The 24926-nt window shown below is 53.8% G+C and carries 27 protein-coding genes; 2 read left to right on the plus strand and 25 right to left on the minus strand.

The window, feature by feature from the left end:
* Positions 1-233: 233 nt before the first annotated feature.
* Positions 234-1115 carry a nucleotidyltransferase-like protein gene (locus NST08_RS25065; RefSeq protein WP_341342414.1) on the minus strand — a complete coding sequence of 294 codons (882 nt, stop codon included), beginning with the start codon at positions 1113-1115 and terminating at the stop codon, positions 234-236.
* A gap of 224 nt (positions 1116-1339) precedes the next feature.
* Between NST08_RS25065 and NST08_RS25070 the strand changes: the two genes are divergently transcribed.
* Positions 1340-1705: a DUF2614 family zinc ribbon-containing protein gene (locus tag NST08_RS25070; RefSeq protein ID WP_028406927.1), complete on the plus strand. Its 366-nt coding sequence runs from the start codon at positions 1340-1342 to the stop codon at positions 1703-1705.
* A 141-nt stretch (positions 1706-1846) separates the two neighbouring features.
* Here the strand turns inward: NST08_RS25070 and NST08_RS25075 are convergent, their stop codons facing one another.
* The 20 genes from NST08_RS25075 to NST08_RS25170 all read right to left on the minus strand — a co-directional run bounded on the left by NST08_RS25075 (position 1847) and on the right by NST08_RS25170 (position 18382).
* Positions 1847-3559, minus strand: a complete 1713-nt coding sequence (locus NST08_RS25075) for a glycosyl hydrolase family 18 protein (RefSeq protein ID WP_341342415.1) — start codon at positions 3557-3559, stop codon at positions 1847-1849.
* A gap of 127 nt (positions 3560-3686) precedes the next feature.
* Positions 3687-4106 carry a peroxide-responsive transcriptional repressor PerR gene (gene perR / locus NST08_RS25080; RefSeq protein WP_007131640.1) on the minus strand — a complete coding sequence of 140 codons (420 nt, stop codon included), beginning with the start codon at positions 4104-4106 and terminating at the stop codon, positions 3687-3689.
* 88 nt (positions 4107-4194) lie between these two features.
* A complete protein-coding gene (locus tag NST08_RS25085) occupies positions 4195-5514 on the minus strand; it encodes a DUF4097 family beta strand repeat-containing protein (protein ID WP_007131641.1) in 1320 nt (439 codons plus the stop codon).
* Positions 5515-5539: 25 nt separating this feature from the next.
* Positions 5540-6190 (minus strand): hypothetical protein, encoded by a 651-nt coding sequence (locus tag NST08_RS25090; RefSeq protein ID WP_341034927.1) that lies wholly within the window; start codon positions 6188-6190, stop codon positions 5540-5542.
* 215 nt (positions 6191-6405) lie between these two features.
* On the minus strand, positions 6406-7119 hold the full coding sequence (locus tag NST08_RS25095) for an MgtC/SapB family protein (RefSeq protein WP_007131643.1): 714 nt from the start codon (positions 7117-7119) through the stop codon (positions 6406-6408).
* A gap of 52 nt (positions 7120-7171) precedes the next feature.
* Positions 7172-7633 (minus strand): GNAT family N-acetyltransferase, encoded by a 462-nt coding sequence (locus NST08_RS25100; protein ID WP_007131644.1) that lies wholly within the window; start codon positions 7631-7633, stop codon positions 7172-7174.
* A gap of 117 nt (positions 7634-7750) precedes the next feature.
* Positions 7751-9190 (minus strand): Asp-tRNA(Asn)/Glu-tRNA(Gln) amidotransferase subunit GatB, encoded by a 1440-nt coding sequence (gatB, locus tag NST08_RS25105; protein ID WP_007131645.1) that lies wholly within the window; start codon positions 9188-9190, stop codon positions 7751-7753.
* Positions 9191-9221: 31 nt separating this feature from the next.
* Complete coding sequence (gene gatA / locus NST08_RS25110; protein ID WP_007131646.1) at positions 9222-10679, minus strand: Asp-tRNA(Asn)/Glu-tRNA(Gln) amidotransferase subunit GatA; 1458 nt, start codon at positions 10677-10679, stop codon at positions 9222-9224.
* Positions 10680-10699: 20 nt separating this feature from the next.
* Positions 10700-10987: an Asp-tRNA(Asn)/Glu-tRNA(Gln) amidotransferase subunit GatC gene (gene gatC, locus NST08_RS25115; RefSeq protein WP_341342416.1), complete on the minus strand. Its 288-nt coding sequence runs from the start codon at positions 10985-10987 to the stop codon at positions 10700-10702.
* A 307-nt stretch (positions 10988-11294) separates the two neighbouring features.
* Positions 11295-11675, minus strand: coding sequence for a hypothetical protein (locus tag NST08_RS25120; RefSeq protein ID WP_007131648.1), 381 nt, complete (start codon positions 11673-11675; stop codon positions 11295-11297).
* Positions 11676-11775: 100 nt separating this feature from the next.
* Complete coding sequence (locus tag NST08_RS25125; protein ID WP_007131649.1) at positions 11776-12552, minus strand: ABC transporter permease; 777 nt, start codon at positions 12550-12552, stop codon at positions 11776-11778.
* Complete coding sequence (locus NST08_RS25130) at positions 12549-13481, minus strand: ABC transporter ATP-binding protein (protein ID WP_007131650.1); 933 nt, start codon at positions 13479-13481, stop codon at positions 12549-12551. Before NST08_RS25130 ends, NST08_RS25125 begins: the two co-directional genes overlap by 4 nt.
* Entirely contained in the window at positions 13478-13672 is a 195-nt protein-coding gene (locus NST08_RS25135) for a PLDc N-terminal domain-containing protein (RefSeq protein WP_007131651.1), read from the minus strand. The genes NST08_RS25130 and NST08_RS25135 overlap by 4 nt, the downstream gene beginning before the upstream one ends.
* Before the next feature lie 37 nt (positions 13673-13709).
* Positions 13710-13919, minus strand: coding sequence for a hypothetical protein (locus NST08_RS25140; protein WP_007131652.1), 210 nt, complete (start codon positions 13917-13919; stop codon positions 13710-13712).
* Positions 13912-14253: a YxlC family protein gene (locus NST08_RS25145; protein ID WP_007131653.1), complete on the minus strand. Its 342-nt coding sequence runs from the start codon at positions 14251-14253 to the stop codon at positions 13912-13914. The genes NST08_RS25140 and NST08_RS25145 overlap by 8 nt, the downstream gene beginning before the upstream one ends.
* Positions 14237-14812 (minus strand): RNA polymerase sigma factor SigY, encoded by a 576-nt coding sequence (gene sigY, locus NST08_RS25150; RefSeq protein WP_341342417.1) that lies wholly within the window; start codon positions 14810-14812, stop codon positions 14237-14239. The genes NST08_RS25145 and sigY overlap by 17 nt, the downstream gene beginning before the upstream one ends.
* 1369 nt (positions 14813-16181) lie before the next feature.
* On the minus strand, positions 16182-16370 hold the full coding sequence (locus NST08_RS25155; protein ID WP_028407080.1) for a hypothetical protein: 189 nt from the start codon (positions 16368-16370) through the stop codon (positions 16182-16184).
* Between the two features lie 190 nt (positions 16371-16560).
* The gene (locus NST08_RS25160; RefSeq protein WP_144870077.1) at positions 16561-17199 is read right to left on the minus strand and encodes an MBL fold metallo-hydrolase; all 639 of its coding nucleotides are present in this window, start codon (positions 17197-17199) and stop codon (positions 16561-16563) included.
* 3 nt (positions 17200-17202) lie between these two features.
* A complete protein-coding gene (locus NST08_RS25165) occupies positions 17203-17769 on the minus strand; it encodes a thioredoxin family protein (protein ID WP_028407078.1) in 567 nt (188 codons plus the stop codon).
* On the minus strand, positions 17762-18382 hold the full coding sequence (locus NST08_RS25170; protein WP_007131658.1) for a DedA family protein: 621 nt from the start codon (positions 18380-18382) through the stop codon (positions 17762-17764). The genes NST08_RS25165 and NST08_RS25170 overlap by 8 nt, the downstream gene beginning before the upstream one ends.
* 153 nt (positions 18383-18535) lie before the next feature.
* Here NST08_RS25170 and NST08_RS25175 point away from each other — a divergent pair, with 153 nt between their 5' ends.
* A complete protein-coding gene (locus NST08_RS25175; RefSeq protein WP_028407077.1) occupies positions 18536-18850 on the plus strand; it encodes a hypothetical protein in 315 nt (104 codons plus the stop codon).
* A 360-nt stretch (positions 18851-19210) separates the two neighbouring features.
* Here NST08_RS25175 and NST08_RS25180 read toward each other — a convergent pair whose 3' ends face one another.
* From NST08_RS25180 to NST08_RS25195, 4 genes are all read right to left on the minus strand, one after another.
* A complete protein-coding gene (locus NST08_RS25180; protein ID WP_341342418.1) occupies positions 19211-21652 on the minus strand; it encodes an O-antigen ligase family protein in 2442 nt (813 codons plus the stop codon).
* A 324-nt stretch (positions 21653-21976) separates the two neighbouring features.
* Positions 21977-23161 carry a class I SAM-dependent methyltransferase gene (locus NST08_RS25185; RefSeq protein WP_144870071.1) on the minus strand — a complete coding sequence of 395 codons (1185 nt, stop codon included), beginning with the start codon at positions 23159-23161 and terminating at the stop codon, positions 21977-21979.
* Between the two features lie 26 nt (positions 23162-23187).
* Complete coding sequence (locus NST08_RS25190) at positions 23188-23871, minus strand: DUF6483 family protein (RefSeq protein WP_144878981.1); 684 nt, start codon at positions 23869-23871, stop codon at positions 23188-23190.
* Between the two features lie 170 nt (positions 23872-24041).
* Positions 24042-24839 (minus strand): alpha/beta fold hydrolase, encoded by a 798-nt coding sequence (locus tag NST08_RS25195; RefSeq protein WP_144870069.1) that lies wholly within the window; start codon positions 24837-24839, stop codon positions 24042-24044.
* Between the last annotated feature and the right edge of the window lie 87 nt (positions 24840-24926).

Below are 24926 nucleotides of genomic sequence, written 5' to 3' on the forward strand. Positions count from 1 at the left end.
GTCGCTTATTAAAGAAACAAAAAAAGAAGGACTCTCGTCCTTCTCAGAGTGTCGAGAAAGTCCAACGGACTTTTCGACACTCTATTTTTTATATGGGGAATCATATCTTTTAAAATAAAAATCGATTTAAAGCGCTCTGAGAACCCTACTTCAGTGACCGACGAGGCAATTTTAAACCCCCTGCAAAAAAACAGGGGGTTTCTCGACAGCCTGAGAAGGACTCTCGTCCTTCTTCAGCACTCCGAATAATATCGGATGGTAGAGAAGCCGTTATGCCGGGACTCCTTGCACACAGGCGCTTCCTTAACCAAGGATCGATACACCAGGTTGCGCAGTACGATCTGGAGCTCTGCAGCCACCGGGGCAAGCTCCGGATGGAGGATCAGCTCCTGAATCGTCCACGGCGTGCGGCGACTGCGCATCACGCGCAGAAGCAATGCCGCACACTTCTCCAGCTTTGAGACCATCGAGAACTCATAGGCTAGGAGCGCAAGCTCTAACCGCTGATCAAGCGTTTCCGAGCTGACCGTAAGCTCTTCGTACAATTTCCGCACCGGTGTATTGAGTCCCGTCATTTGCTCCCATACCGCAATTTCCGGATGAATGCCCCGTTCGATCAGTTCCAGCTCGGCCCAGCAATGAAGCCCGTCCAGAAGCGTATGATATGCATCCAAAATCCGGTCCTGCTTGATCAGCAGCTTGATGTCCACATATTTCTGCAAAAAATGAGCAAACCCAATAAACAGCTTTCGCTCCCGAATCGGCTCGGCGAATCTTAAGAAATCACGTCGAAGCTTGGCGAGGCGATCCTCATGATCACTAATGATATCCCCTTCGAGAAAACACCGAATCAATACTTTATGCTCCCCTTCAAGAAGCTCATGCTCCAATGCATCCATGCCGATGCTGATCACCTGGCACCGATCACCGTTCACTACAGAATGCTGGTTGGGAGGCTCGTCAGGTATTCCATCATAGACGACAACGAGATTCATCTCAAAATCATGAACAGGCGAGCCAAGTACTGCATCGTTCTTATTACGGTATGCGATCGCTCCAATAGCTCCTTCATCTACCGTATTTCCATAATATAAAGAAAAGTTGGCTAATTCCACGGTTCCCCTCCATACATTCCTTGGCGAACTTCAGCCATTTCAGTTATAATGTAATTCTACATGTCCATGTCAGTTCCTTCTTTTAGGAGATAAGAAAAAAGGGACACCGGATTGCTTCACTTAGCAAGAATGCAACCCATTTTTTAGATGCTGTAATCAAACTATGCTCGTTTTATTCATGGAACAGTCCATTAAACATTTTAAGAACAGGAGATTATGAAGCCATGATCTTTAAGAACGCAAAAATCAACGCTTTCCGCACATGGGGCCTGCTGCTGACCATGCTGGGCATGGGACTCATGGTCCTAGGAACGGCCGGTATCGTCTTCTGGGGCCAAGCCGGCAAAGTATTTGCAGGAGTCGGGTTAGTATTCGGTCTCATTATGATGATGGGCAGTCTGGCCATTTACTTCTGGGCCGGGATGCTCTCCACGAGCGCTGTTCAAATCCAGTGTCCGGAGTGCGACAAGCTGACCAAGATGCTGGGTAAAACCGACCGCTGCATGTTCTGCCACACCATCTTGACACTGGATCCGAACCAGGCCAACATCACCGCAGAGGAACTGGAGTCACAGAAGAGCACGACCTAGCAGACCGCTCAAGATCGGCCTATCCAAGGATTGGCCGCCAGCCCTTTTATAAACCTCATAAACAGACAAAAAACCGGTTACCCTTATGGATAACCGGTTTTATTTATTTTCTCAATAGTTAACACAAGGATTGCCGTAAATCTAATCATGGATCGTGTTTAGCGTTTTCCATGCCTCAGGGACTGCGAAGCTTCGATTCCATGCCGCAATGCCGCCAAGTTCCAGCTTTTTAGCCAATTGAACGCGGGCTTTAAGGGATACGCCATCCTCCATCCATATTCGGTTCGTGGCGCCGCCTTCTTTAAACTGTACGTAGTTTTGTCCCGTCGCTGAATCAAGGGTTCCCGAAAGCTTTCGCTCCTTAAGCAGAGTCTGCATTGTTTCCATCCCAATGGCTTTGGACGAGACTTTGACTTCTCCTCCATCGCTCTTTTCAGTCCATACCCTTGTATATAGCGGCACGCCTAATACCAGCTTGGATGGCGGTACTCCATCCTCTTCGATAATGCGTCTAACCGACTGCTCCGCCCATGGAAGCGAGGCGACCGATCCGGCTCGAGGACTGGATGCCCAGTGTTCGTCGTAAGCCATTACCATCATGTAATCGACCGCTTCCCCAAGCCGTTTTCGATCCAAAAACAGGGACCACATCTCGCTGTTGGACTTCGGCGTCACATCGATGGAGAGGATCAAGCCCCGATCCTTTGCGAACGGTCTCAGCTCACGCACGAATTGCACGACCTTATCTTTGTCCTTGGTATGAACATTCTCAAAATCGATATTAATTCCGTCAAGCTTATACTGCTTGGCATAGGAAAGTGTTTGCCCGATTATGCGGGATCTCCGTTCATACGTCGACAGCGCTTCGGTCGTAAGCTCAGGGTCGAAGCTGTTGTCCAGCAGACCCCACACCTCCATGTTCCGTTTATGCGCCCAGTTAACATACGGCAACGAAGCCTTGGATTTGACGTTGCCTTCAGCATCGGAAATGCTGAACCAAGTAGGGCTGACCACATTCACGCCAGGCATCGGCTCAATATGATCAGGGCTTGGATTTCTCGTATACACGGCCTCCCACGCCAAATTAACGGATTTATTCCTCCACTCGCGCTCCGCTCGGGACGGCGTTTGGGCGATAACCGGAATTTCCTTCAGATCCCTCTTCGCAACCCGCTCCACCGGAACATATCCGGTATATCCGTTATCCGTTTGTACAAAATACCATCCTGCTTCCTCACGCCATATGCGCAGACGCTGCCCAGCTGAAAGATCGAGCACGATCGGCGATTTTTTCCCCATGCCCTCTCTCATCGCAACCGTTCCGTCAGGCTTGGCCGGCGCGACCTCAGCGAGCTGAATCGAATCGCCGGCCCGCATCAGGATAACCGCCCCGTCGGCCCCATCCTCATGTACCGCTATGCCGTAATGCTCTTTAAGCGGCTTCATCGGAACATACACGATGCCGTCAACGAGCTCGGGTGCAACCGGATAAGTTAGCGGCTTGCCGTTCAGCTCGCCCTCCCGGGATCCAATCTTCATCCGCAGCACCGATTCCGTGGTCGTTATAATAATGGACTTCGAATCCGGCTCATAACGGATATTACTGTCGACCGCCTCTTGGATCACCGGCAGCGGCAGCTTCAGATCCGCCTTTGTCCCCCGGGCAGAATGCTCCATAAGCTCTCCTTGAACGAAGATCGGCTTGTCCATTCCTAGCCAGTCCGGAACGATATGCTTCGAATTCGACGCCAAATCATTCATGATCCACCAGATCCCCGCAGCAATCAGTATGACACCTATATAAAAGGAGCCTCTCCTGGCACGACGCTTTCTTCGATATCTTCTCCTTGCCAATACCTCTCCTCCTTATCCCCGCCGTTTCCCCAGCTATTCATGTTCTGGGTACGCCTACAAATGGCTTCAAAAAAATAAGAACGTGTGGAATCGTGGATTCCGCGCGTTCTTCTTACTTAACCGATGTTTATTTGCAGGACTTGCAGAGCCCGTACAGCTCCATCCGAAGCCCTTTTACTTCAAACCCGGTACACTTCTCAGCCTGCACTTCCACATCTTTAAGGGACGGGTAGCTGAAATCTTCAATTTTTCCGCATTTCTCGCAAATAATATGATGGTGATCCGATACATTCGCATCGAAACGACTGGAATTATCGCCGTAAGTCAATTCGCGCACCATACCGGCTTCAATAAACATTTTCAAATTATTATATACAGTAGCTACGCTCATACTTGGAAAATTCGGCTCCAGAGCCCGATAAATATCATCCGCAGTCGGATGGCCCATGGATTCCACCAAATATGTTAAAATCGCATGACGTTGCGGCGTAATACGGACACCGGTCGTTTTAAGTTGTTCCAGCGCATGCTGCACGGAAGTTGCCATGGTTGCCCACCGCCTTCAAGTTGAACTAGGATTATCCGCAGCCTAAGCCGCTCTTATCCTTTATTGTACGGCGGCTGTTGGATTTTTGTCAATGCGGCAGAGGCGCCATGCCCCTGTTGTTGATGCTCTCGGAGCTTTCCGGGTAGCTTCGGTAGATGTTCAGATCGCTGTTGCCCTCAATCTTGATCGAATGCTCGCCAGCGCCGGATTCCCCGGAAATCGTCTTCTGCTCGATGAACAGATTAGGCAGCGTGGTTAAAATACGGCCGTAGCTGATCGTACCCTCCAGCTTGTAATCCCCTTCAAGCGGAATGTGGAGCTTCATTTCTCCCACCGCACTGTAAATGTTCCAATCGCCGCCGACTTTCGTTGAGCGGATCGTCACGCTGCCGTTCAACGACTCTGCGCTCAGATCGGCCGGAACGTCGCTAACCAGAATATGGCCATTTCTGGTCTGAACGCGAATATGGTTTAATGCCCGCTTAACCGTCATGTTGCCGACTTGTGAGCTGAGATCCGTTTCGCCTGCAATGTCGACAGCGGTCATGCTCCCCCGGTTCGTTGACAGCTTGACATCGCCGATAATCCCCCGGGCCATAACCTCCCCGTTAAGCGTCTTCCCCGTCACGTTTCCGTAGATGCCGGCAAGCGAGATAGGACCGTTGCCGGTTTCGAGCGAGATTTTATCGATCGCCTGCACGTCTCTAAGCGAGATCGCGCCGTTCATCGTCCGTACTTCCATATTGAACCGTCTGTCATCCGGCAGCGTTATATTAAGATTGATACGGGGCTGCCTTTTGCCCGATTCCCCGTATGATTTTCCTTTCGAGCGAATCGTGACGGTGCTTCCCTCCGTGGCTTCAACGATGCTTTGCTCAGCGATGGCTGCGGCCATGCTCGGCTCCTCCTGATCGACCCAAATCTCCGCCTCAACGATAATATCATCCACATTCCGCCGCACGATGGAAATGTCGCCGTTCAGATGATCAATCACGATCTTCTCCGTGCTGAGCTCAGCCGGGATTTCCAGTACAGGCTTGTCAAAGCGATTGTCCGCCGCTTCGCTGTAGTCGACGCCGGCCGCTGTCAAATTCAAGCTGACGCGGTTCCATAAATGCAGAAAATGCTCCTGCTGGGAGATTACGAATACGGACGCCGTTAGAAAGACGGCAAGGCCGACGCCGCGGAGATCGGGGCGAAACCGGAATTCCTTCCGGCGTCCCAGAACGACTGACAACGAATAACGCACCAAGTATTCCATCCCGAGCAGCACGAACAGCATCGGCCACCACCACTGGAGCAAGAACACATAGTCTGTCCCTTTCCACTCGTCCATCAGCAATAATACCCCGGTGCTGATCAGTAATACCGCCGCTGTATAGCGCCCTACTCTAACTCTAGGCTTCATCCGTCTCCTCCCTTCGCCGCTTATGCTATATCTTTAATTGCTTGTCTTCCTGGGAAGAAGCGTCCCGTCCGCGAAAGCTGCGTGTGCTCTTACGATGCCGAGTCGCTTCCCGAACCGCAACCCATATCCCGGCGGCAATCAGCACCACTGCAGTAGCTTCCGTGCCATAATCGCGAATAACGGCTTGAAGCCACGGCGGTTTGTTATGGAATAAGATGAGCAAGGCTCCGCAGCCGACCAGCGTAATGCCAAAGGCTGCTCCCCGCTCGCCGCGAAATGGATTTCCTCTTCGCTTTCCGTCAATAACCGAGGCTCCGCCGCCCTCGCTCCTTCTCTTATGGGAAATGATCACCTCGGCTGATTGCAGCGCATCATACACATTATAAAAATAGCCGACCGGGATCAGCAGTCCAAGCACGACGAGCAAAGGAACATTAATCTGCATACCGATCGAGGAAAAATACAATAATGCGGAGATATCCAGCAGCAGGAGCATGATGAAGGTTATTCCCCGGCGGTACATGCCAAGGTAAATATGACCCATGCCCGGGATGAGCGCAGCCAATAAAAGGGCGATGCGCTTCCGCTGCCTGCCCCGCATGCCCCGATACCGTTTCACACGAATTTTGCGCGGCTTGTTCCCGCGAGCGGCTCTTTGTTCCGGTGCTGTACGCATAACCTTCCCTCCTTCCGGCATACCGTGTTTGCGTAGATCGCGGCGTTCGCTGTTTTCTTTGATAGTACCCTAACCAAAGCGTGAAGTAACTGGCAAAAAACTGGATAGAGCCCTTCCAGGGCCTTATGCAGGGCCAGGAGTTTCCCCTAAAAAAACGGCAGCTGCCTTTGATCAGCTGCTGCCGTTTTTTCAGTAACGTTATCCTTCATCATGTATCATTCCGCCGTCACCATGCAGACTTGCCCAATGGTCCGTATGCGCCGCGTAATTTCAACCGGCTCGAATCTCCGGTCGGTTAAAACCTGCAGGGAAATCTCCAGCATCGGGAGCGCAGGCTGTAATTCACCGTAAGGAACCGTACTGCGTTCATTCACGACCAATTTTTTGATGACGAAGCCCTGCTCCTCAAGAATCCCGGATACCTCATCCAGGACACCGGGCGTGTTTGCAGCATGCACGGTAATCAGGTGGAGCTTGCTCCCCCGAATATAGCGCTGCTCCAGCTTATTGAAGACCACCAGATTCAACAGGATCAACAGCGTCGACACGATTGCCGCAAAATAAAACCCCGCCCCCACGGCAAGCCCGATGGCGCCTACGACCCAAACCGAGGCTGCCGTCGTCAAGCCGGTGATCGATTTGCCCGTGAACAGGATGGTGCCCGCTCCAAGAAATCCGATGCCGGTAATGACGGCGGTAGCCAGGCGCGCTGGGTCGATCCGGACGTTGACCTCGGCAACAAAATCCGCAAAGCCGTAGATGGATAGCAGCATAATTAACGCAGAGCCGAGACAAACCAGAATATGCGTGCGCAAACCGGCGGCATGGTTCGAGCGCTCCCTTTCAAACCCGATCAGGCCTCCAAGCAGCATGGAGAGCAGCAGACGAAGCAGTATCGTCACATTGTCGATCACCCATGGATTATTCAAAATGCAGTGCCCTCCTCATGATGATTGCGTTCCAAGTTTAAACTTGTTTTTTCTACGGGTGAACCCTGAGATGGAACTCGGTCAGCTCCACACCCGGAGCTACCTCAAAGGCATGATCCCTCACAAAACCGAACTTCTCGTACAGGGCGACGGCCGGCGTATTCCGCGTTCCCGTCGAAACGATAAATAAAGGAACTTCCCCGTAGCTGTCCAGGACGTGCCGGACCAGCGAGCCGGCGATCCCTTTCCGGAAATGGCCGGGATGCACCATCATTCGGGAGATCGTTACCTGATGCGGCTCCGGTTCAACCGCGATGGCGCCAATCAATTCTCCATCATCATCTATATACCCATAGAAGGTTTCCCCGCATTCACGCAGCGTCTCAAACGTATCGAGCAGGGGCGGAATTTCAGAGAAGCCGATCAATTCGGCCTCGAGCGGATAGGCCATATGCTGCAGACTCCATATTTGCTGTACCGTGTCCCGGTCTTCAAGAGATAAACGGGTAATCATTGAGGTAAGCTCCTTCTTCGCATATTTTAAAAAGGAACTTGCCCCTGTCAGAGGGACAAGCTCCTTTCATATCGGATAGATCCCTGCTGGTATAGGTTGATGCCAAGATCGCCTTGATCAGCCGTTTAGCACTTCTACCAGCAGTTTATTCACGAGCGCAGGATTTGCTTTTCCTTTGCTCTCTTTCATCACTTGACCAACCAGGAAGCCGATAGCCTTCTGCTTGCCGGCCTTATAATCCTCCACGGATTGCGGGTTATTCGCAACCACCTGCTCCACAATGCTCTTGATCGCGCCTTCGTCGCTGATTTGGACAAGTCCTTTTTCCTCAACGATTTGGGCAGGGAGCTTGCCGCTTTCCAGCATCTCCTTAAAGACCGTTTTGGCGATCTTGCTGCTGATCGTGCCTTTCTCGATCAAGCCGATCATTTCACCGAGGCCTTGTCCGGTAATCTTGACCTGGGAAAGCTCCAGATTGTTCGCGTTCAAATACCCCAGCAAATCGCCCATGATCCAGTTGGACACCGACTTGGCATCCTTCGTATAGTTCAGGCTGTCCTCGAAAAAGTCCGCGAGCGGCTTGGAAGCCGTAATGACGGCCGCATCATAATCCGGGAGACCATACTCCGAAGTATATCGTGCTTTCCGCGCATCCGGCAGCTCCGGAATCGTCGCGCGGACCGCTTCCTTCCACTCCTCGCTGATATGCACCGATACCAGGTCCGGATCCGGGAAGTAGCGGTAATCATGCGCCTGCTCCTTGCCGCGCATCGAGAACGTTTTGCCCTGCGCCTCATCCCAGCGGCGGGTCTCCTGAACGATCACACCGCCTTCATCGAGTACCTCAGCCTGACGGAACTGCTCATATTCAAGCCCCCGCTGCACGCCCCGGAAGGAGTTCATGTTCTTCAGCTCGGCCTTCGTTCCGAACTCCTTCTGTCCCCAAGGACGGAGACTGATGTTGGCGTCGCAGCGAAGCGAGCCCTCTTCCATCTTCACGTCGGAAACTTCACAGTACTGCATGATCGCACGCAGCTTCTCCAAATAGGCCTTCGCCTCCTCGGGCGAGGAAATTTCCGGCTCGGATACGATCTCGACCAGCGGTGTTCCTACCCGGTTAAAGTCAACGAGCGATGCGTAGCCTCCATCAACGTGCGTCAGCTTGCCCGCATCTTCCTCCAAATGGAGACGGGTAATCCCGATCCGTTTCGTCTTCCCGTCTACCTCGATATCAATCCATCCATTCAGTCCGATCGGCTGGTCATATTGCGAAATCTGGTAAGCTTTCGGCGAGTCCGGATAGAAATAGTTTTTCCGGTCGAACTTGCTGACGTCGCTGATCGTGCAGTTCAGTGCCATTGCAGCTTTCATCGCATATTCGACGGCCTGGCGGTTCAGCACCGGCAGTACGCCGGGATGACCGAGGCAGATCGGGCATGTATGGGTATTCGGCGGAGCCCCGAACGCCGTGGAGCATCCGCAGAAAATTTTCGAATTCGTGTGCAGCTCGACATGGACTTCCAGTCCGATGACCGTTTCATATTTTGATGTAGACATTCTCTCGTTTTCCCTCCTTCTTCCACGCGTCTTACAGCTCAGGGCGGCGCTTGTGATGGTCCGTATTCTGCTCGAAGGCGTGCGCAACGCGCAGAACCGTCGACTCGTCGAACGCCTTGCCGATGATCTGCATGCCAACCGGCAATCCGTCCGCAAATCCGCAAGGCACGCTCACGGCCGGTACACCGGCCAAGCTGACCGGAATCGTCAAAATATCGTTCAAGTACATCGTCAGCGGATCATCGACTTGGGTATCCAGCTTGAATGCCGTCGTTGGCGCGGTTGGTCCAATCACCACGTCATACTGCTCAAATACCTTGTCGAAGTCCTGCTTGATCAGCGTCCGCGCTTTTTGCGCCTTCAAATAGTAAGCATCGTAATAACCGGAGCTGAGCGCATAAGTACCCAGCATGATCCGGCGCTTTACCTCATCCCCGAAGCCTTGGCTGCGGGATTCATGGTACAGATCGATAAGGCTGCCCGAGTTATCGGCGCGAACGCCGTAACGTACGCCGTCAAAACGGGCCAGGTTCGAAGAAGCTTCCGAGGAAGCCAGCAAGTAATACGTCGCTACCGCATATTCCGTGTGCGGAAGGGAAACTTCTTCCCATACGGCGCCGAGACTCTCGAGCACCTTCAACGCATTCATGACCGTTTCCTTCACTTCGGCATCGACGCCTTCGCCCAGATACTCCTTCGGCACGGCAATACGCAGTCCCGAGATGTCGCCGGTCAACGCGCTCAAATAATCCGGCACGTCCACTTTGGCGGAAGTCGAATCCATCGGATCATATCCGGCGATCGCCTGCAGGACGTATGCGGAATCCTCGACATTTTTCGTAATCGGTCCGATCTGGTCGAGCGAGGATGCGAATGCAACCAAGCCGAAACGGGATACGAGTCCGTACGTCGGCTTCAGTCCGACCACGCCGCAATAGGAAGCGGGTTGGCGGATCGATCCGCCGGTGTCGGAGCCCAGCGTGAAGTAAGCTTCGCCCGCGGCTACAGCCGCAGCGGAACCGCCGCTTGAGCCGCCCGGAACCCGTTCCAGATCCCATGGATTGCGAACCGGATAAAAGCTGGAGTTCTCGTTCGAGCCTCCCATTGCGAATTCGTCCATATTCAGCTTGCCGATCGTCACGATATCCGCCTGACGCAGCTTGCCGACAACCGTCGCATCATACACCGGATTGAAATTGGACAGGAATTGACTTGCACAGGTTGTCCGCAGTCCCTCCGTAACAATGTTATCCTTGATGCCGGCAGGAAGGCCAAACAGTAAACCGCGGCTCTCGCCGGAGGCCAGCTTGCTGTCCAAGGCCTTGGCCGCCGAACGTGCTCCCTCTTCATCCAACGTAATAAAAGCCTTCACACGGTCCTCACGCTCACCGATGCTTGTGAAGGCTTGGTCCACCAAATCGGATACGGAAAGCTCCTTATCATGAAGCTTGTTATGTATTTCCGACAATTTCAAATCAAACAGGCTCAAGTATGTCTCCTCCCTTCGGGCTATTCCAGTACAGCTGGTACTTTGAATTGATCGTCTTCTTCATCCGGCGCATTCAGCAGCACTTTCTCAATCGGCAGGCTCTCGCGAACCTCGTCTTCCCTCATGACATTGCTTAGATGAAGAACGTGCGTGGTTGGCTCTACCCCGTCTGTATCCAGTTCATTTAACTTCTCGGCATAGTGTAAAATCGCGTTCAGTTGGCCGGTAAACATCTCTTCTTCTTCCGGCGTCAAGTTCAGACGGGCCAGCTTGGCAACATGCTGAACATCTTTGACCGTAATGCTCATGGCTTGGACTTCCTCCTTCGTGCCCCTGATGATGAAAGGGGTAAAGTCTGTCTCGATAACTTTTCTCATTATATTGTAGAAGCATGCAAGATTCAATCGAAACGGAAAGCTCGGGTCCCCACCGTTTTTTCCGGGATGAATCATTTGCGAGGCTTGTCCAGGACGAATCCGTGCGAACTTAGGATGACTAGGAGCACTGAACGATGGATAACGGGGCTAATTTCTCTTTCGTTATCAGGCAGCAGATCGCCAAAGGCCTTATACTTTCTGATATCAAACAAAAAAGAGCCGGCTAAAGCCGACTCTTCTAAATCCAGGCACGAAGATTCACTTGCTTGATGAAATCGGCCTGGGACATCGTTTCTTTCGATTCTTCCTCTTCTTCAACAGCTTGCAGTTCGCCGTTCATCACCTGATGGAACAGCTTCTCGTTATATGTCGACAGGGCGAAATCGATGAGCGCTTCCCGCTCGATCCGCTCGGCTTCCTGTTTCAACACGACAGATTCCAGCTCGACATCGCTTGCCGGAACGAAAAAATTACGGTTGAGGTTCGGAATCCGAATAACGTAATCAAACGCATTGTCCGGATTTCGGTCATAGGCGATCAAATATCCGTATTGACCGATTGGAAGATTCTGCTCAAAGGCGTCCGCGACGATTGTAATCTTTTCCCCTAAACGAAGCATCGTCTACCTCCTGAGTTGTCTATCCTTATCTCCATAGTCTACTAGAAAAAGCTAGAGATGTCCATGCTCAATAAGGAAATCTAACCGAACTCCGTCGAAACTAGGCTTGCGGCAACAACGGCCGACGCTTCAGCAGCAGAGTCGCCGCTATCGTTGACAGGGCCATAAAGCACACGGCCGACACTGCAGGTGCCCACGCTGATGGATCTCCGCCTGTCAGACATTCCGTAGCGATTGCGCTCAAACGGCCAGGGCTCCATTGAAGATGCGAAGGGAGCAAGGAAGCGAGCATCGTCAGCGCGGCCGCCGAGCCCAAAGCGATGAATGCCGCAGCTGGACCGCGAAGCACCGCCCCGAGCGGGAGCACCAGGGTTACGATCCAAGCCAGCCAAGCGATGTAGAATGCACCCGCCCCGAGCATCGGGCCCCATTCCAGCGTACCAATCAGCTGAGAAGTATAATAAGCCGAGCCTGCATAGCCCAGGACGAACGAAAGAATCAGCAGAGACATCATCGCCGCCCACTTGGCGATCATCATGGGCAGCACGGATGATATCCGGGGCAGCACGAGCTCCGCCGTTCCGTTTGAGCGCTCCCCTGCCACCGTATTCATGGCGGACAGCACAAGTACCAGCAGACCAATCGTGCTGAACTGGCTCAAAGTAGAGGCCAGGATTTCCTCAGGCGGCGGTACCGTAATCAATGCAGCCGCTTCCGGCGGAATATCGCCGGACATCATCAAGATGTCGGGCAAGTAATACATCATGACCGGCTGCATGACGCCCAGGAGCAGGAATACCGCAGGTACCCATATCCATTTATATGACCGTGCGGCTTCCAACATTTCTTTTTTAAAATGAATCCAAAACATGCTCATGCCCCTACCACCTTCATAAACATATCCTCCAATGAGGAAGCCCCTGCTTCGATGCGCTGAAACCGGATTCCGGCATCGGCCATTTCCCGCACCAATGCCGCCCTTGCTTCATCCATATCTTGAACGACCAGCCTGGCAGCACGATTGCGAATTTCGGCCTCTTCGATAAAATGTCTCTCCGGTAAACTTCTTAGCCAATCAGCTTCCCGCTCCCCAGGCTCAACCTCCAGCAGCAGGAGCGGTTGACGGTATTTCGCCCGCAGTTCGGACAATTCGCCTTGTTCGGCAATTCGTCCGTCGACCATCAGCACCATGCGATCGCAGACCTCCTCTGCGTCATGAAGCACATGCGTCGAGAACAGGATCGTCACCTCGCCACGAAGCCGGTCCAGCAGATCCATCACTTCACGTCGCCCGATTGGATCAAGCGCGGATACCGGCTCGTCCAGCAAAATCATTTCCGGCTCGTGCACTAGCGCCTGGGCGATGCCTAGCCGCTGTTTCATTCCTCCGGAATACCCTGATATCCGGCGATTGGCGGCCTCTTGCAGGCCGACCATTTCAAGCACTTCAAGGCTCCGCAGCTTGGCTTGTTTGCCGGGCAAGCCCGACAGCTTGGCGCTGAAGATCAAATATTCCAGGCCGGACATCCAACCGTAAAATTTCGGGTACTGGGGAAGGTATCCGATCCGCTTTTGCCATCGCTGGTTATCCGCACCGGTTTCCCCAGAATTCCCGTATCGGATCTCTCCTTGGGATGGTGATAAAAGGCCTGCCAGCATGCGCAGGGTCGTGGTTTTGCCGGCTCCGTTGGGTCCGAGCAGTGCGGTGCAGCTGCCCCGCTCCAGGTTGAATGAAATGCCTTTGACAGGAGTCAAGCTCCCCATATGTTTGGTCAAGTTGTGAATGCGAAGCACAGGTTCCATCATGAAGCCCTTCTCCCTCCGATGAAGTAAGCGACGCTGCCGAGGATGTTCCCAAGCAGGATAATCAGCACCCACATCCATTTCGGTCCTCGAATTTGTTCCGTTTCCGCCTTGGTTAAAGACACCAGGGCCGTTACTGCCAGCACAGCCTGCAGCGCAATAATCGGCCAGATTAATCCCCAATTGATCTCCATTTTGATCACCCTTCATGTTTAATAGAAACCGGTCCCCTCATTTCCCGTTTTGTTGTCTCCGAACCACCAGCAAAACATAAAGCAGCAGCGGCAGCGGAAACGTGGTAGAGCCCCATATCCCCCAGAACCAAGCCCATTTCCCGAGCCCGCGCTTGCGCGCGTCAACGAACAGGGAGGTTCCCTGAGTCATAACCAGCACGACAATCAGTACAATCAACCATACCGGGACCGTGCTTACATCATTCATGGGATCCCTTCTTTCCCGCGGATCTTAGTTTCCTGGAGCTTGCGAGAATCGCGATGCCTGCCAGCATGCTGGCTCCATGGATCAAGATCAGCACCATCGGAGCGGCCATCGCTGCCATACAAACGATGCTTACGATGAGCAAGGCTGTCAGCATAAAGAGCACAAGCTCGTATTTCATCCGGCGCCGCTTCCGCCGAAGGGTATGCGCCGCTAGCAGCTGAAATTCCTCCAAGGAGGGCGACGGTCCCTCGTCAAACACCCGCTCCAGGCGCTCGAGGTCCCTGCTTAAGCCCTCCAGCAAAACCTCGTCCTCCTTATCAGGCTTGTTCGCCATCCTTCTTCAACTCCTTCCACAATTGCTTAATGCCATAAGCGGTTCTAGATTTAACCGTACCTTCCGGTATGCCGAGCATACCGCCGATCTCTTCGTAACTGTAGCCGTAATAATGCTTCAGCAGAATCGCGATCCGATGCTCTTCGGACAACCCGGCAAGGCCATCCAATAAATCGGTCCACTCCTCCCCCTGCCGCTCCATCTGCCAGCGAAGCCGTCTGACCGACCGCTGGTGCTCTTCCTCGAGCCACCTCTTCTCCCGCTTCCGCTTTCGGGTGCGGTCGATATAGAGCCTGGTGGCAATCGTAATCATCCATGAAGAGAAGGACGAGGTCCCGTTATATCGCTGCAAATTCTCCATGCACCGAATCACGGTGTCCTGAGCGGTATCCTCTGCCACGTTCTGATCCATCGTGATCTTCAGCAGGTATTTATATAAAAAGCTGTAATGGTGCTTAAAAAGCTGCCCCATTGCATTCGTATCGCCTTGCTGCGCTTTTCGTATCCAATCCTCTTCTTCAAGGATCATTGCGAAACCATCACCTTCTTTCTCTTCCATCGTAATACGATCTGCTCTATGGAATCGTTCAAATCGATTTATATTTTCTTTTATCGGTATAACACGCAAGGGCAACTAATAGGATGCGTGCATGAACTCCGATAGGGCAAAGCTAAGGGTTCCGATAGGGCAAAGCCAAGGGCGCTAGGGCCTCAATGGCCCTAGCGTAAGAGCAGCAGGCTATGTGCAGGGGCAGTAAACCGCGTGCTGGGGCGCCGATTGCGCTCCTCAAGTACCTAAGAGGGACTTTGTTCCGGCATTTGAGGGCCCTTTGCGCTCCACAAGTACTTAAAAGGGACTTGTTCCGGCAATGGAGGACGGTTTACGCTCCACAAGTACTTAAAAGGGACTTGTTCCGGCATTTAAGGGCCGTTTGCGCTCCTCAAGTACCTAAAAGGGACTTGTTCCGGCATTTGAGGACGGTTTGCGCTCCACAAGTACTTAAAAGGGACTTGTTCCGGCATTTGAGGGCCGTTTGCGCTCCACAAGTACTTAAAAGGGACTTGTCCCGGCAATGGAGGGCCGTTTGCGCTCCACAAGTACCTAAAAGGGACTTGTTCCGGACAAAGTGGGCTGTTTGCGCTCCACAAGTACTTAAAAGGAACTTGTTCTGGCAATGGAGGACGGTTTGCGCTCCACAAGTACTTAAAAGGGACTTGTTCCGGCATTTGAGGGCCGTTTGCGCTCCTCAAGTACTTAAAAGGAACTTGTTCCGGCATTTGGGGGCCGTTTGCGCTCCTCAAGTACCTAAAAGGGACTTGTTCCGGCATTTAAGGGCCGTTTGCGCTCCTCAAGTACCTAAAAGGAACTTGTTCCGGCATTTGAGGGCCGTTTGCGCTCCTCAAGTACTTAAAAGGAACTTGTTCTGGCAATGGAGGGCCCTTTGCGCTTCTCAAGTACCTAAAAGGGACTTGCTCCGGATAAAGTGGCCGATTTGCGCTCCAGGACAGCGGATCAACAAAGCTGCCACAAATAAAAGAGCCCCTTATTTAGAACGCATGTTGAACACCGCGCCCTAAATAAGGAGCTTCAAGGTATACCTGTATGACAACAAATATGACTTCCATCGACGCCATCATAAAAAGGTGCCCTCGACTCATTTCCCTAAATCAACCCTTAACCATGTATTGTTCTACATTATTAGATTCTACAATACAGATTAATTCTATAATACAAACTGATTCTGCATTACTGAATGATCTGCGTTACTCGCCCTGCCCTGACTGTTCTACGTTATCCGTCCTACCCTGATTGGGCTACCTTATCCGCTCTGATTGACCTACAATATTCACCTTGCCCTGATTGACCTACAATATTCACCTTGCCCTGATTGATCTACGTTATCCGCTCTGCCTCCATGCAAGCCTACCTACTCATGGTACCTTCTATACTGCAGACGCTGATGCCATGGCTGCCGGACGAGCATTTCCCCCTTTACCAGCCGACTCCACACGATTGATGATATCTCCGGTTGCGCTCGCAGATGATGGTCTCTCGACATGCTTTCCTTGCTTCCGGCTACATATCCGTCCAAAAGCGACAACTCATCTTTTCTCACAGCGACTCCCCCTAATAACATCCAACCCCAACATAAAACCGCGCATAAAGGCCCATAAAATAAAAGAACGCAAACCGGGACGGATTCCACAGTCTGCGTGCTTCGCAATGGGTAACATTTAATTAACCGTATTGTATCAATCTTGTCTTCGTTTGTCTAGACAAATTTCTCGTTTTTTGTCGTAATTATGTTAACTTCTGGCCGGCACGTACGGATTATGCTGTTTCTCATATCCGATTTTGGTCCGGGGTCCGTGTCCGGGATATACGACAACCTCGTCGGAAAAGGAATACAACGTATTTTGGATGGAATGGATTAAATCCCGTTCCCGCCCGCCAGGGAGATCGGTACGTCCAACCCCCATCCGGAACAGAACGTCCCCTGAGAAGAGATCATTTCCACACAGAAAGCTGACGCTTCCCGGCGAATGGCCCGGCGTATGGTACACCTTGAAGGTTTCGCCGATCAGCTGCAGCTCTAGCCCATCTGCCAGATCATATTCAGCAGGATCGGTGGACAGCGGCGGACAAACCTCCGGCCATCTCGTCGATCCGTTCAGCTTCGGATTGGTCAGCCATTCGCTCTCCATAGTGTGCAGATAAACCGGACATCCCTTCAGCTTACGAATCTCCTCTACGCCGCCGATATGATCAAAATGCGCGTGCGTCAGCAGGATCGCTTCAATCTCCAAATCCGCGATCCGCTTCACAAGCGGAGCCGGATTCATGCCCGGATCAATGATGATCGCTTTGCCTTCCTCGCTGCCTGTCAGCAAATACGCATTGGTTTCCAGAGGGCCCAAGCTAAAGGTTTCAATATGAAGCGCCATCGTTTAAAACCCCGAAATGAGCTCACGCAGTTCCTTAATGATGACGGCATGAAACTCATATCCTTCCCCATAGGCTTGGATGATTTTTTGTCTTGCAGCAGCGAGGTTGTCCTGGTAATCCGCGGCTTCGCGGTCAGGATTGTTCTGTTTAAACTCGATCATATGCTTCTGGACATGCGCAGGCCGAGGCCCCCAAGTCCCCATCACATAACCGCCGGTATCCGCAAAAATAACGACCGGCACCGAACGCCCGCCCATTGTAAGAAACTGGTCCATCAGTTCAAAATTTTGTTCCAGAATGAACACTTCTGTCGGGATCCCCGCCGTTTCCATTGCCCGAAATACGACCGGCACGTTACGGACAACATCCCCGCACCAATCCGCTGCCAGGATGAGCACTCTCAGATCATCGCGGTAATTTAGACTTTCGAAGAACTCCTGATCTTCGGCATTCGCCCACTCGAACTGCTCGTATCCCGCTTTGAAGGCCTCTTGGTTCTTCTGCATTCCTTCGACAAACTGCTGCGGGGTGATACCCGTTCCCAAATAGGAAGCCACATGTTTACTCATCTTGTTTCGACCTCACTTTCGCTGATTTTATCCATTTGATCAAAAAATAAAGAATCATGACCGCCAAAGCCCCCAGCAATATTTCCTGCGTATAAGGCTTTGCCTTCTCGCCAATCTGTTCCCATCGGTCTCCCAGCATCCAGCCCAGATATAAAAATAAAGCCGTCCACGGAATGACCGCCAGCGTCGTCAGGAGCGTGAAGCGGCCCACATGCATTTTCGAGATCCCTGCCGGGATCGAGATAGCATGTCTCACTACAGGCACAAACCGCGCCGTAAAAATAACCCCGGTGCCGTATTTGGCGAACCATTCTTCAGCGTAATCCATGTGATGCTTTTTAATCAATATGTACTTCCCGTACTTCTCCAAAAACGGCCTGCCGCCATAGCGGCCGATCCAATAAACGAACAGCTGCGCCAGTACGCCGCCGACAGTCCCGAACAGCATGGCTCCGAGAAAATGAACCTCGCCCAGCGATATCAAATAACCACCGTAGGCCAAGACGATCTCGCTCGGGATCACCTCCACCATCAAGCCAAGCATAATCCCGAAGTATCCCAGCTGCTGAATCCATTCAAACAACCGGCCGACAATATCGTAAAAGAATTCCACGCCAAGGCCCACCTCTTTCTGTTTGCGCTGATTTCTTCTACTAGCCTATTCTACCATAGCCCCGGACATGCCTTCTACTGCGCCCATTTGCCGGAGACACTGTGACTTTCGCCCGAAGAAGGACATATGGTGAAGCAAAAGGAGTGAATAGCGATGTATTCTCCGCACACCAAACAACCGGGCAGCAAGATCCCCTCGCCGCGGGGCATCAGGCGTGCCTGCAGCAAGGAACTGTACCGGACGGCCAAACGTCTGAAGCAATTCATTCCGCCGGAAGCCGTTAAGCAAGGAGAGGAGTTGTACTACCGGAAAGTCATCGGCAACCTGATCTGGATTCATGATAATTACAGCAATAAAAAGCTGCTGTGCGACTGGTGGGAAAAAGAGGTCTGCGGCGAGATCGCGGAGCTGTGGCAGGTTCCGGAGCGGCAGCTCGCATCGGCATTCCGCGATGCCTTTGGCGGTTAGGCCATCGTGGTCCGCGTTTGGCCTAAGTAACAAGCGCCGCCCCTGGTTGCTGCCAGACTCGCGGCTAGGGTGGCAATTTCTTCGGTGAGAGCGGCAGAACCCGGTGGGAGCGGCAGAATCCGGCGGGAGCGCGGGAGCTCTAAATGTGCAGTTTACCTGCAGCGAGAGCAGCATGGTCTAGGTAACTAACAGCAACGCTTGCGCTGGGAGCAGCAATGCTGGGGACGGAGCATGGCCAACCTAGCTATGTAAAGCAAGGCTTGCGGTGGGAGCATTCGCGCTACTTGGAGCGCACAAAGCCTCGGTGAATACAGCATGCCTTTAAGCGGGCAGCCAGAGCTTTCCGCGAGCTGGCAGCAGCTAGGGCAGTGGCGGGTGTGTTGGGGCCTGCCCCGGGCGCGGCCGGATCAGCTGCCGCTTCCCGCGCCCGCTCCATCCCTCTAAAAAGGCAGCCTGCCGCTGGGCTTGCGCCGTCAAATGAAATCGCCGGTCGTTCCGGAGACCAGGCGATGCATGAACCCCTTCGGCGAGAGCGCGGTAGCGCTTCAGCATACCCATTGCCGCCGAAGCGGAGCGTCCGGCTCCGGACACATCCCCGGCGGCGCTTTGCTTCACGGCAAGCGAGGTTAGCGCCAGCACCGCCCGCGTCTGCTTATCGGAACTGTAGCGATCCAGCTCAAGGCTTTTGCGATACCAAACGGCGGCCGTATCGGCACGCCCTGCCAACGCATGCGCTTCCGCGAGCCTCCAGCTCAAACCTGCATGCTGAGGCGCATAACGCAGGCTTCGCTCCAGCACAATCACTTGCTGCTCTGGCGGCAGCAGCTCGGACAAGCCGAACGCAGCCGCGGTATTTGCGGGATTCCACGACAAGGCGGCTCGGAGCAACCCGCCCCGCTCCGCCTCACCCGCTGAAGCCGCCAATCGAAGCTTCATCTCGCTCATGCCCAATGAAGCGGTTAAGACCGCCCAGCATAGGAACCCAAGGAGAAGCGGGAGACAATGCCATTGTGCGGACAGCCGGAGCGCAAACCGGTGCGGCATACAGAATGGCTTAAGCGGAGTACCCGGGAAGTATCGCCGAAAGCCCTCCTTGGGGGAGTCGGTGCGTTGATGTCGGTAGTACCGTACGGTCGGCTTACGGGACGAGATCCAGTGCAGCAGACGGAATCGCCAGCACAGTATCGGTCTTCGCAATTCGGAGGGCGGGAATGACATCCGGCCCTTCAGCCCCGAACGCTGGGATGCGGTACGGCTCCATATTCCAGTCGGCTTAGATAGGAGATGACGCAATGCACCGATGGGTTGGGGGCGTTCTGTGATAGAAACTTCTCGCACGAAAGCGTTCTCCCCCTCTTCTTGCCTCATGGTCCGACACGCCAAAGGAGCCATTCCTGTTCCCATTGCGGACAGCCACAGCATAAGCAGCCATACCAGCGGATAGCTCCAATCAAAATCGATGGCTGCATGCACCGTCAGCACGAGAAATGGCGGCAGCAGTCTCGGACATGCCCTGCCGATCCCTGCAATCAAAGCAAGCAGCGCGGCACAGGCAATCAGCAGGCCGATAATGCCCGTATTGAGCAGCATATCGAGATACCCGCTGTGCACCTCGCCCCCGACATAAGGCTGGGACTGGATGGCGCGGTAAGACTGCCGCCACGTCTCTCCTCCCTGTCCCAGCCACAGCGACGACTTGGCCAGCTGCCACGCGTCGCTATAGATCAGGTGGCGCGCGCTAAGCGTAGCCGCGCCGCCAAGAGCCCGATCCTGCACCTGGTGCAGGATCGCAAGCCCCGCTGCGGCGCATCCCGCCGCAGCAGCAACCAGGGCCGCCGGCGCAAGCACGCGCCGCCGGGGGCCCCCGCTGTGCCGCAAGCGGCACAGCAGCAGGCCGGCGAGCACGCCGCCGGCCCAAAGCCCGGCCAGCCACAGCAGGCCGGGCAGCACCGCGGGCGCCAGCTTGGCATCGGCCAACTGGCGGTACACCAGCGCCGCGCTCGCCAAAGGCGCTGCGGCGGCAGTAAGGAGCGGCGCAATCCGCCGCCGCTCAAGGGCCAGCCCGGCCGCGCACGCAATTGCGGCCGCGAGCCAGGCGCCGCGCGACTCCGTGAGGAGCAGCGCGGCGGTGTAGGGCGGCAGCGGCAGCAGCGCAGCCGCTGCGCGGAGCGCGCCCGGCCGTGCCTGCAGCGCGGGCGCCAGCGCGAACAGGCGCTCAAGCAGGAAGGCGGCCATCACGGCCCCGAACGTATTCGGGTACTGCAGCAGGCCGCCAAGCCTCGCGCCAGTCGCGCTAACGGCCGGATCTGCCGTATGATAGATACCGTACGGCAGATCCAGCACGCCATAGACGTGAAGCAGCGCGCTTCCGCATAACACCGCGCCGATAAGATGCCATCCCAGCCTCAAGGATGCCATGCCTTCCGCTGTCCTGCTTACTTCCCAGGCTGCCGCCGCAAACGAACCGTAAAGTCCCCACAGGACGATCTCCTTCAGCGTACCTTCCATGCTGACGGGTCCTTGAAGACCATGCAGCACATAGATCCCAAGGATTCCCCCGATACCTACCGCTGCAATTGCCCGGTAAGGATCTCTCGTAATAACCGGAAGAGCAGCCCGGTGGTGAGAGGACCGACGGTATCCGCTGATCCGCGCTAGACCGAAAACCAGCAAAAGAAGACCCGCCCAGCTTGCAGCCGCCAAATACAAATCCGAATCAAAGAACCAGCCGGTTTGACTGCAGGCCGTAAGGAGCAGCCCTGTCAGCAGCAGACCGCCATACCATGAGCACCTCTGTGCCATTCGTGCCGCCTCCCCTCCCGTCCGTTCGCCGTCCTTATCGCCGCTTCCTCCTAAGGGTTAGAACGTATAAACGATGAACGGCTCATATTTCCCATATTCAAGATCTATTAGCAAGTGTGGACATGCCCGGGGGAGGATATTCTACAGGAACGAACGATTTCTAAAGTGTGTAGATGCCGCTTTGATTTGCCGCTCCTGATGCAATTTGAAGCGAACCCCCGCCCGCTTGATATATGGTTGGCATCGTAGGGGTTCAGTGCGTGAGGGCATACAAAAAGGCGACAAAAGCGGACACTCCCGCTTCTGTCGCCCTGATTATTAACGTTAAATCGATGATTGATCCGGCAGCAAATCCCTGCAGGCCCGCTCCAAATAAGGATCGGCCTTCAGAAAATCGCGAAATGCGGTATATTCCTGCCACAGCTTATCCCGCTCTCCGGCAGAGCCGCTGACCGCGCGGATCAAAATATTTTTCGGCGTATGCTCCATATCGATAAACTCCAGCAGCTGCGTCTTGTATCCCATCAGGTCCAGCAGCTTCGCCCGGATGGCGTCCGTGGCCAGCGCCGAGAAGCGCTCCTTCAAAATGCCGTGCGACAAGAGCGGCTCCATGACCGGACTGTTGATCTGGGCGAACAGCTCATGCTGACAGCAAGGCACCGACAGAATGACCGAAGCCCCCCAGCGTACGGCTTTCTCCAACGCGGCATCGGTTGCGGTGTCGCAAGCATGCAGGGTGACGACCATATCGACCCGCTCCAATTCGTCATATTCCGCGATGTCGCCGACAAGAAAACGCAGCTGGCTGTAATTCAGCTTTTTCGCCAGCATACTGCAGTGTTCGATCACATCCGCCTTTAGATCCAATCCGACAATATTCAGCGTTCTGCGCGCCTTCACCGCCAAATAGTGATACAGCGCGAACGTCAGATACGATTTGCCGCATCCGAAATCGACGATCGTCAGCGGACGATCCTCAGGCAAATGGGGGAGGACATCCTCCACCATCTCCAGGAAGCGGTTAATCTGCCTGAATTTATCGTACCTGCGTGCGAATACCTTCCCGTCCTCGTTCATGATGCCGAGCTCTACCAGAAACGGAACCGGCTCGCCTTCTTCAAGAATGTACGATTTCTTGCGGTTATGGGACATGTCCACAGACGTCTTGGTCGGGGACTTTGTCAGAATCGACACCTTGTATTTTTTCGAGATCAGAACCTGATAATCGGCTTCCGGCGTGTAAATCATCGCCTGGCGGAAGACATTCTCGAACATATCGATCAGGACGGCCTCCGCTTCCTCCGTCGGCACATTCTGGTGCGTCACCTTGGTGCCCGAATAGTAGGCAAACTGGTAATGAAGCTTGCTCTTGAGCTCGACCGGCTTGACCGTCACCTTGCTGTAGGTCATGCCTTCCCGTTTGCGAAGCTGACTCAGTGTCGCTGTAATTAACGCAGACTGCTCCATGATGTTATGAATCAATTTTCTTAAAGCTTCCAAAGGGTACATCTCACTTTCCTTATTAGATAGACCGGCTACTCCCGGCCGGACAGTTCTTCCTGCTTCCCCGGCATGAATCGCCGGCTCAGCTCCTCCATGCCCTCATGAACCTCCGCAAGCGGGAGCTGTCCTCTCTCCAGCTCCTCCGCAGGCTTCAGCAGAAGCCGATGATAGAAGCGGGTCGCTTCATCGGCATCGATCCCCCTGCTTTGCAGAAGCTGATAAAGCAGATTCTCCGCATCCGCGTAACGTCCTTCCTGCTCGGCATAGGCCATATCGTCACGAACCAGCCGAGCGGGCAGCTCGTACGCGCGGAGCCGTTCCTTAACGCTCCGGATTCTCCCCGGCAAATCGAATAATCCGGGATCGGCCCCGTTCAATGCGGATTTCAAATACAGCTGAAGCACTTTGGTGTAGAGATGAACAGCCTCATCCTCACGGCCCAGCTCCTGCTCGATCTCCGCCTCTTCTTCAAGCAGCCTGGCAGCCCCTTGAAGCCTGTCTGCTTCCAAGTAACCGTGATTGTAAAACAACTGCTCGATATCGGAGGCCGACAGTGAACGCAGCAGCTTGGAATTCAGACGAAACTGGCGCCGGAGCATGTCGTCGAGCTCCCATAAAGCCTCAGTATGCTTGCGCTCCTGCTTCAGGGCAAATACTTTGGCAATCATTTGGGTCATATCCTCTACCATCCGCATAAGATAATCTCTCCGTAACATGAGCTTGCCTCCCCTCATTATCCCTGACATGGGCAATGGCTAATCTACCGTGTATTGCTGACGTTTAAATTGTAGGCTATTCGGAATCAGAAAGCCAGCGGCCAGAACAAAGCGGATACCCCTGTTCGGGAATATCCGCTCATTCGTATGCATCTATTCGATTAAAGCGCTCATTCACTTTCCGCATGCAGCGACTTCATATAAGCAACGATTGCTTCGCCAAGCTTCTCCGGCGTCTCCATCATGCTCATATGGCCTGCTCCTTCAATTACGACCTTCGTCACATTGTCATGGTCTGTCGTAAAGCTGCGTTCCGGCGGAATTAAGGCGTCCTTCTCTCCGGCTACCAGCAGAATCGGCAGCGTCGAAGCAGAGAGCACATCCCGGCGGTCCGGACGCTCCCGCATCGCCAAGGCAGCGCCGATTGCGCCTTGGGGAGGTGTCAAATACCCGATTTCCTTCGCCCGCTGGATGCACTCCGGCTTAAGCTTCTCAGTGTCCGGCGCAAACAAGCCAGGCACGAGGTTATCCACGAAGGAGGTGATGCCCTCGCCTTGTATCGTACTGACCGCCTTCACCCGTTTCTCCTTCGCTTCCTCAGAATCCGGATAGCCGGTCGAATGGATCAAGCCGAAGCCGTGAAGTCGAGAAGCGTAACGCTGGGCAAACGAGAGCGTGATATAGCCCCCGAGCGAATGACCGAGCAGCACAGCCTTCTGAATATCCAGCTCATCCATCAGGAGCTGTACATCATCCGCCATCTGCTCGATGGTATACGATCCCATCGGCGCATCGGACCGGCCATGTCCCCGGAGATCCGGTACAATGAGTCTATATCCGGGAAGGTGCGGCAGAAGCTGCTCCCAGTAGGCAGAGCTTCCGCAAAATCCGTGGAGGAGGATGATCGGCTCCCCTTGTCCCTGATCGACATAACAAATTGTGGTGCCGTTGCATTGTACTTTTTCCATAGCGATACCCTTCTTTCTATCCAGCGGGTGCCGTCAGCCAGACACCCACATTTTATAAAAGAATGCTCTATAATTAAACCAAAAATC

The sequence above is a fragment of the Paenibacillus sp. FSL K6-1566 genome, assembly GCF_038050475.1.
GTDB lineage: Bacteria > Bacillota > Bacilli > Paenibacillales > Paenibacillaceae > Paenibacillus_AQ > Paenibacillus_AQ lactis.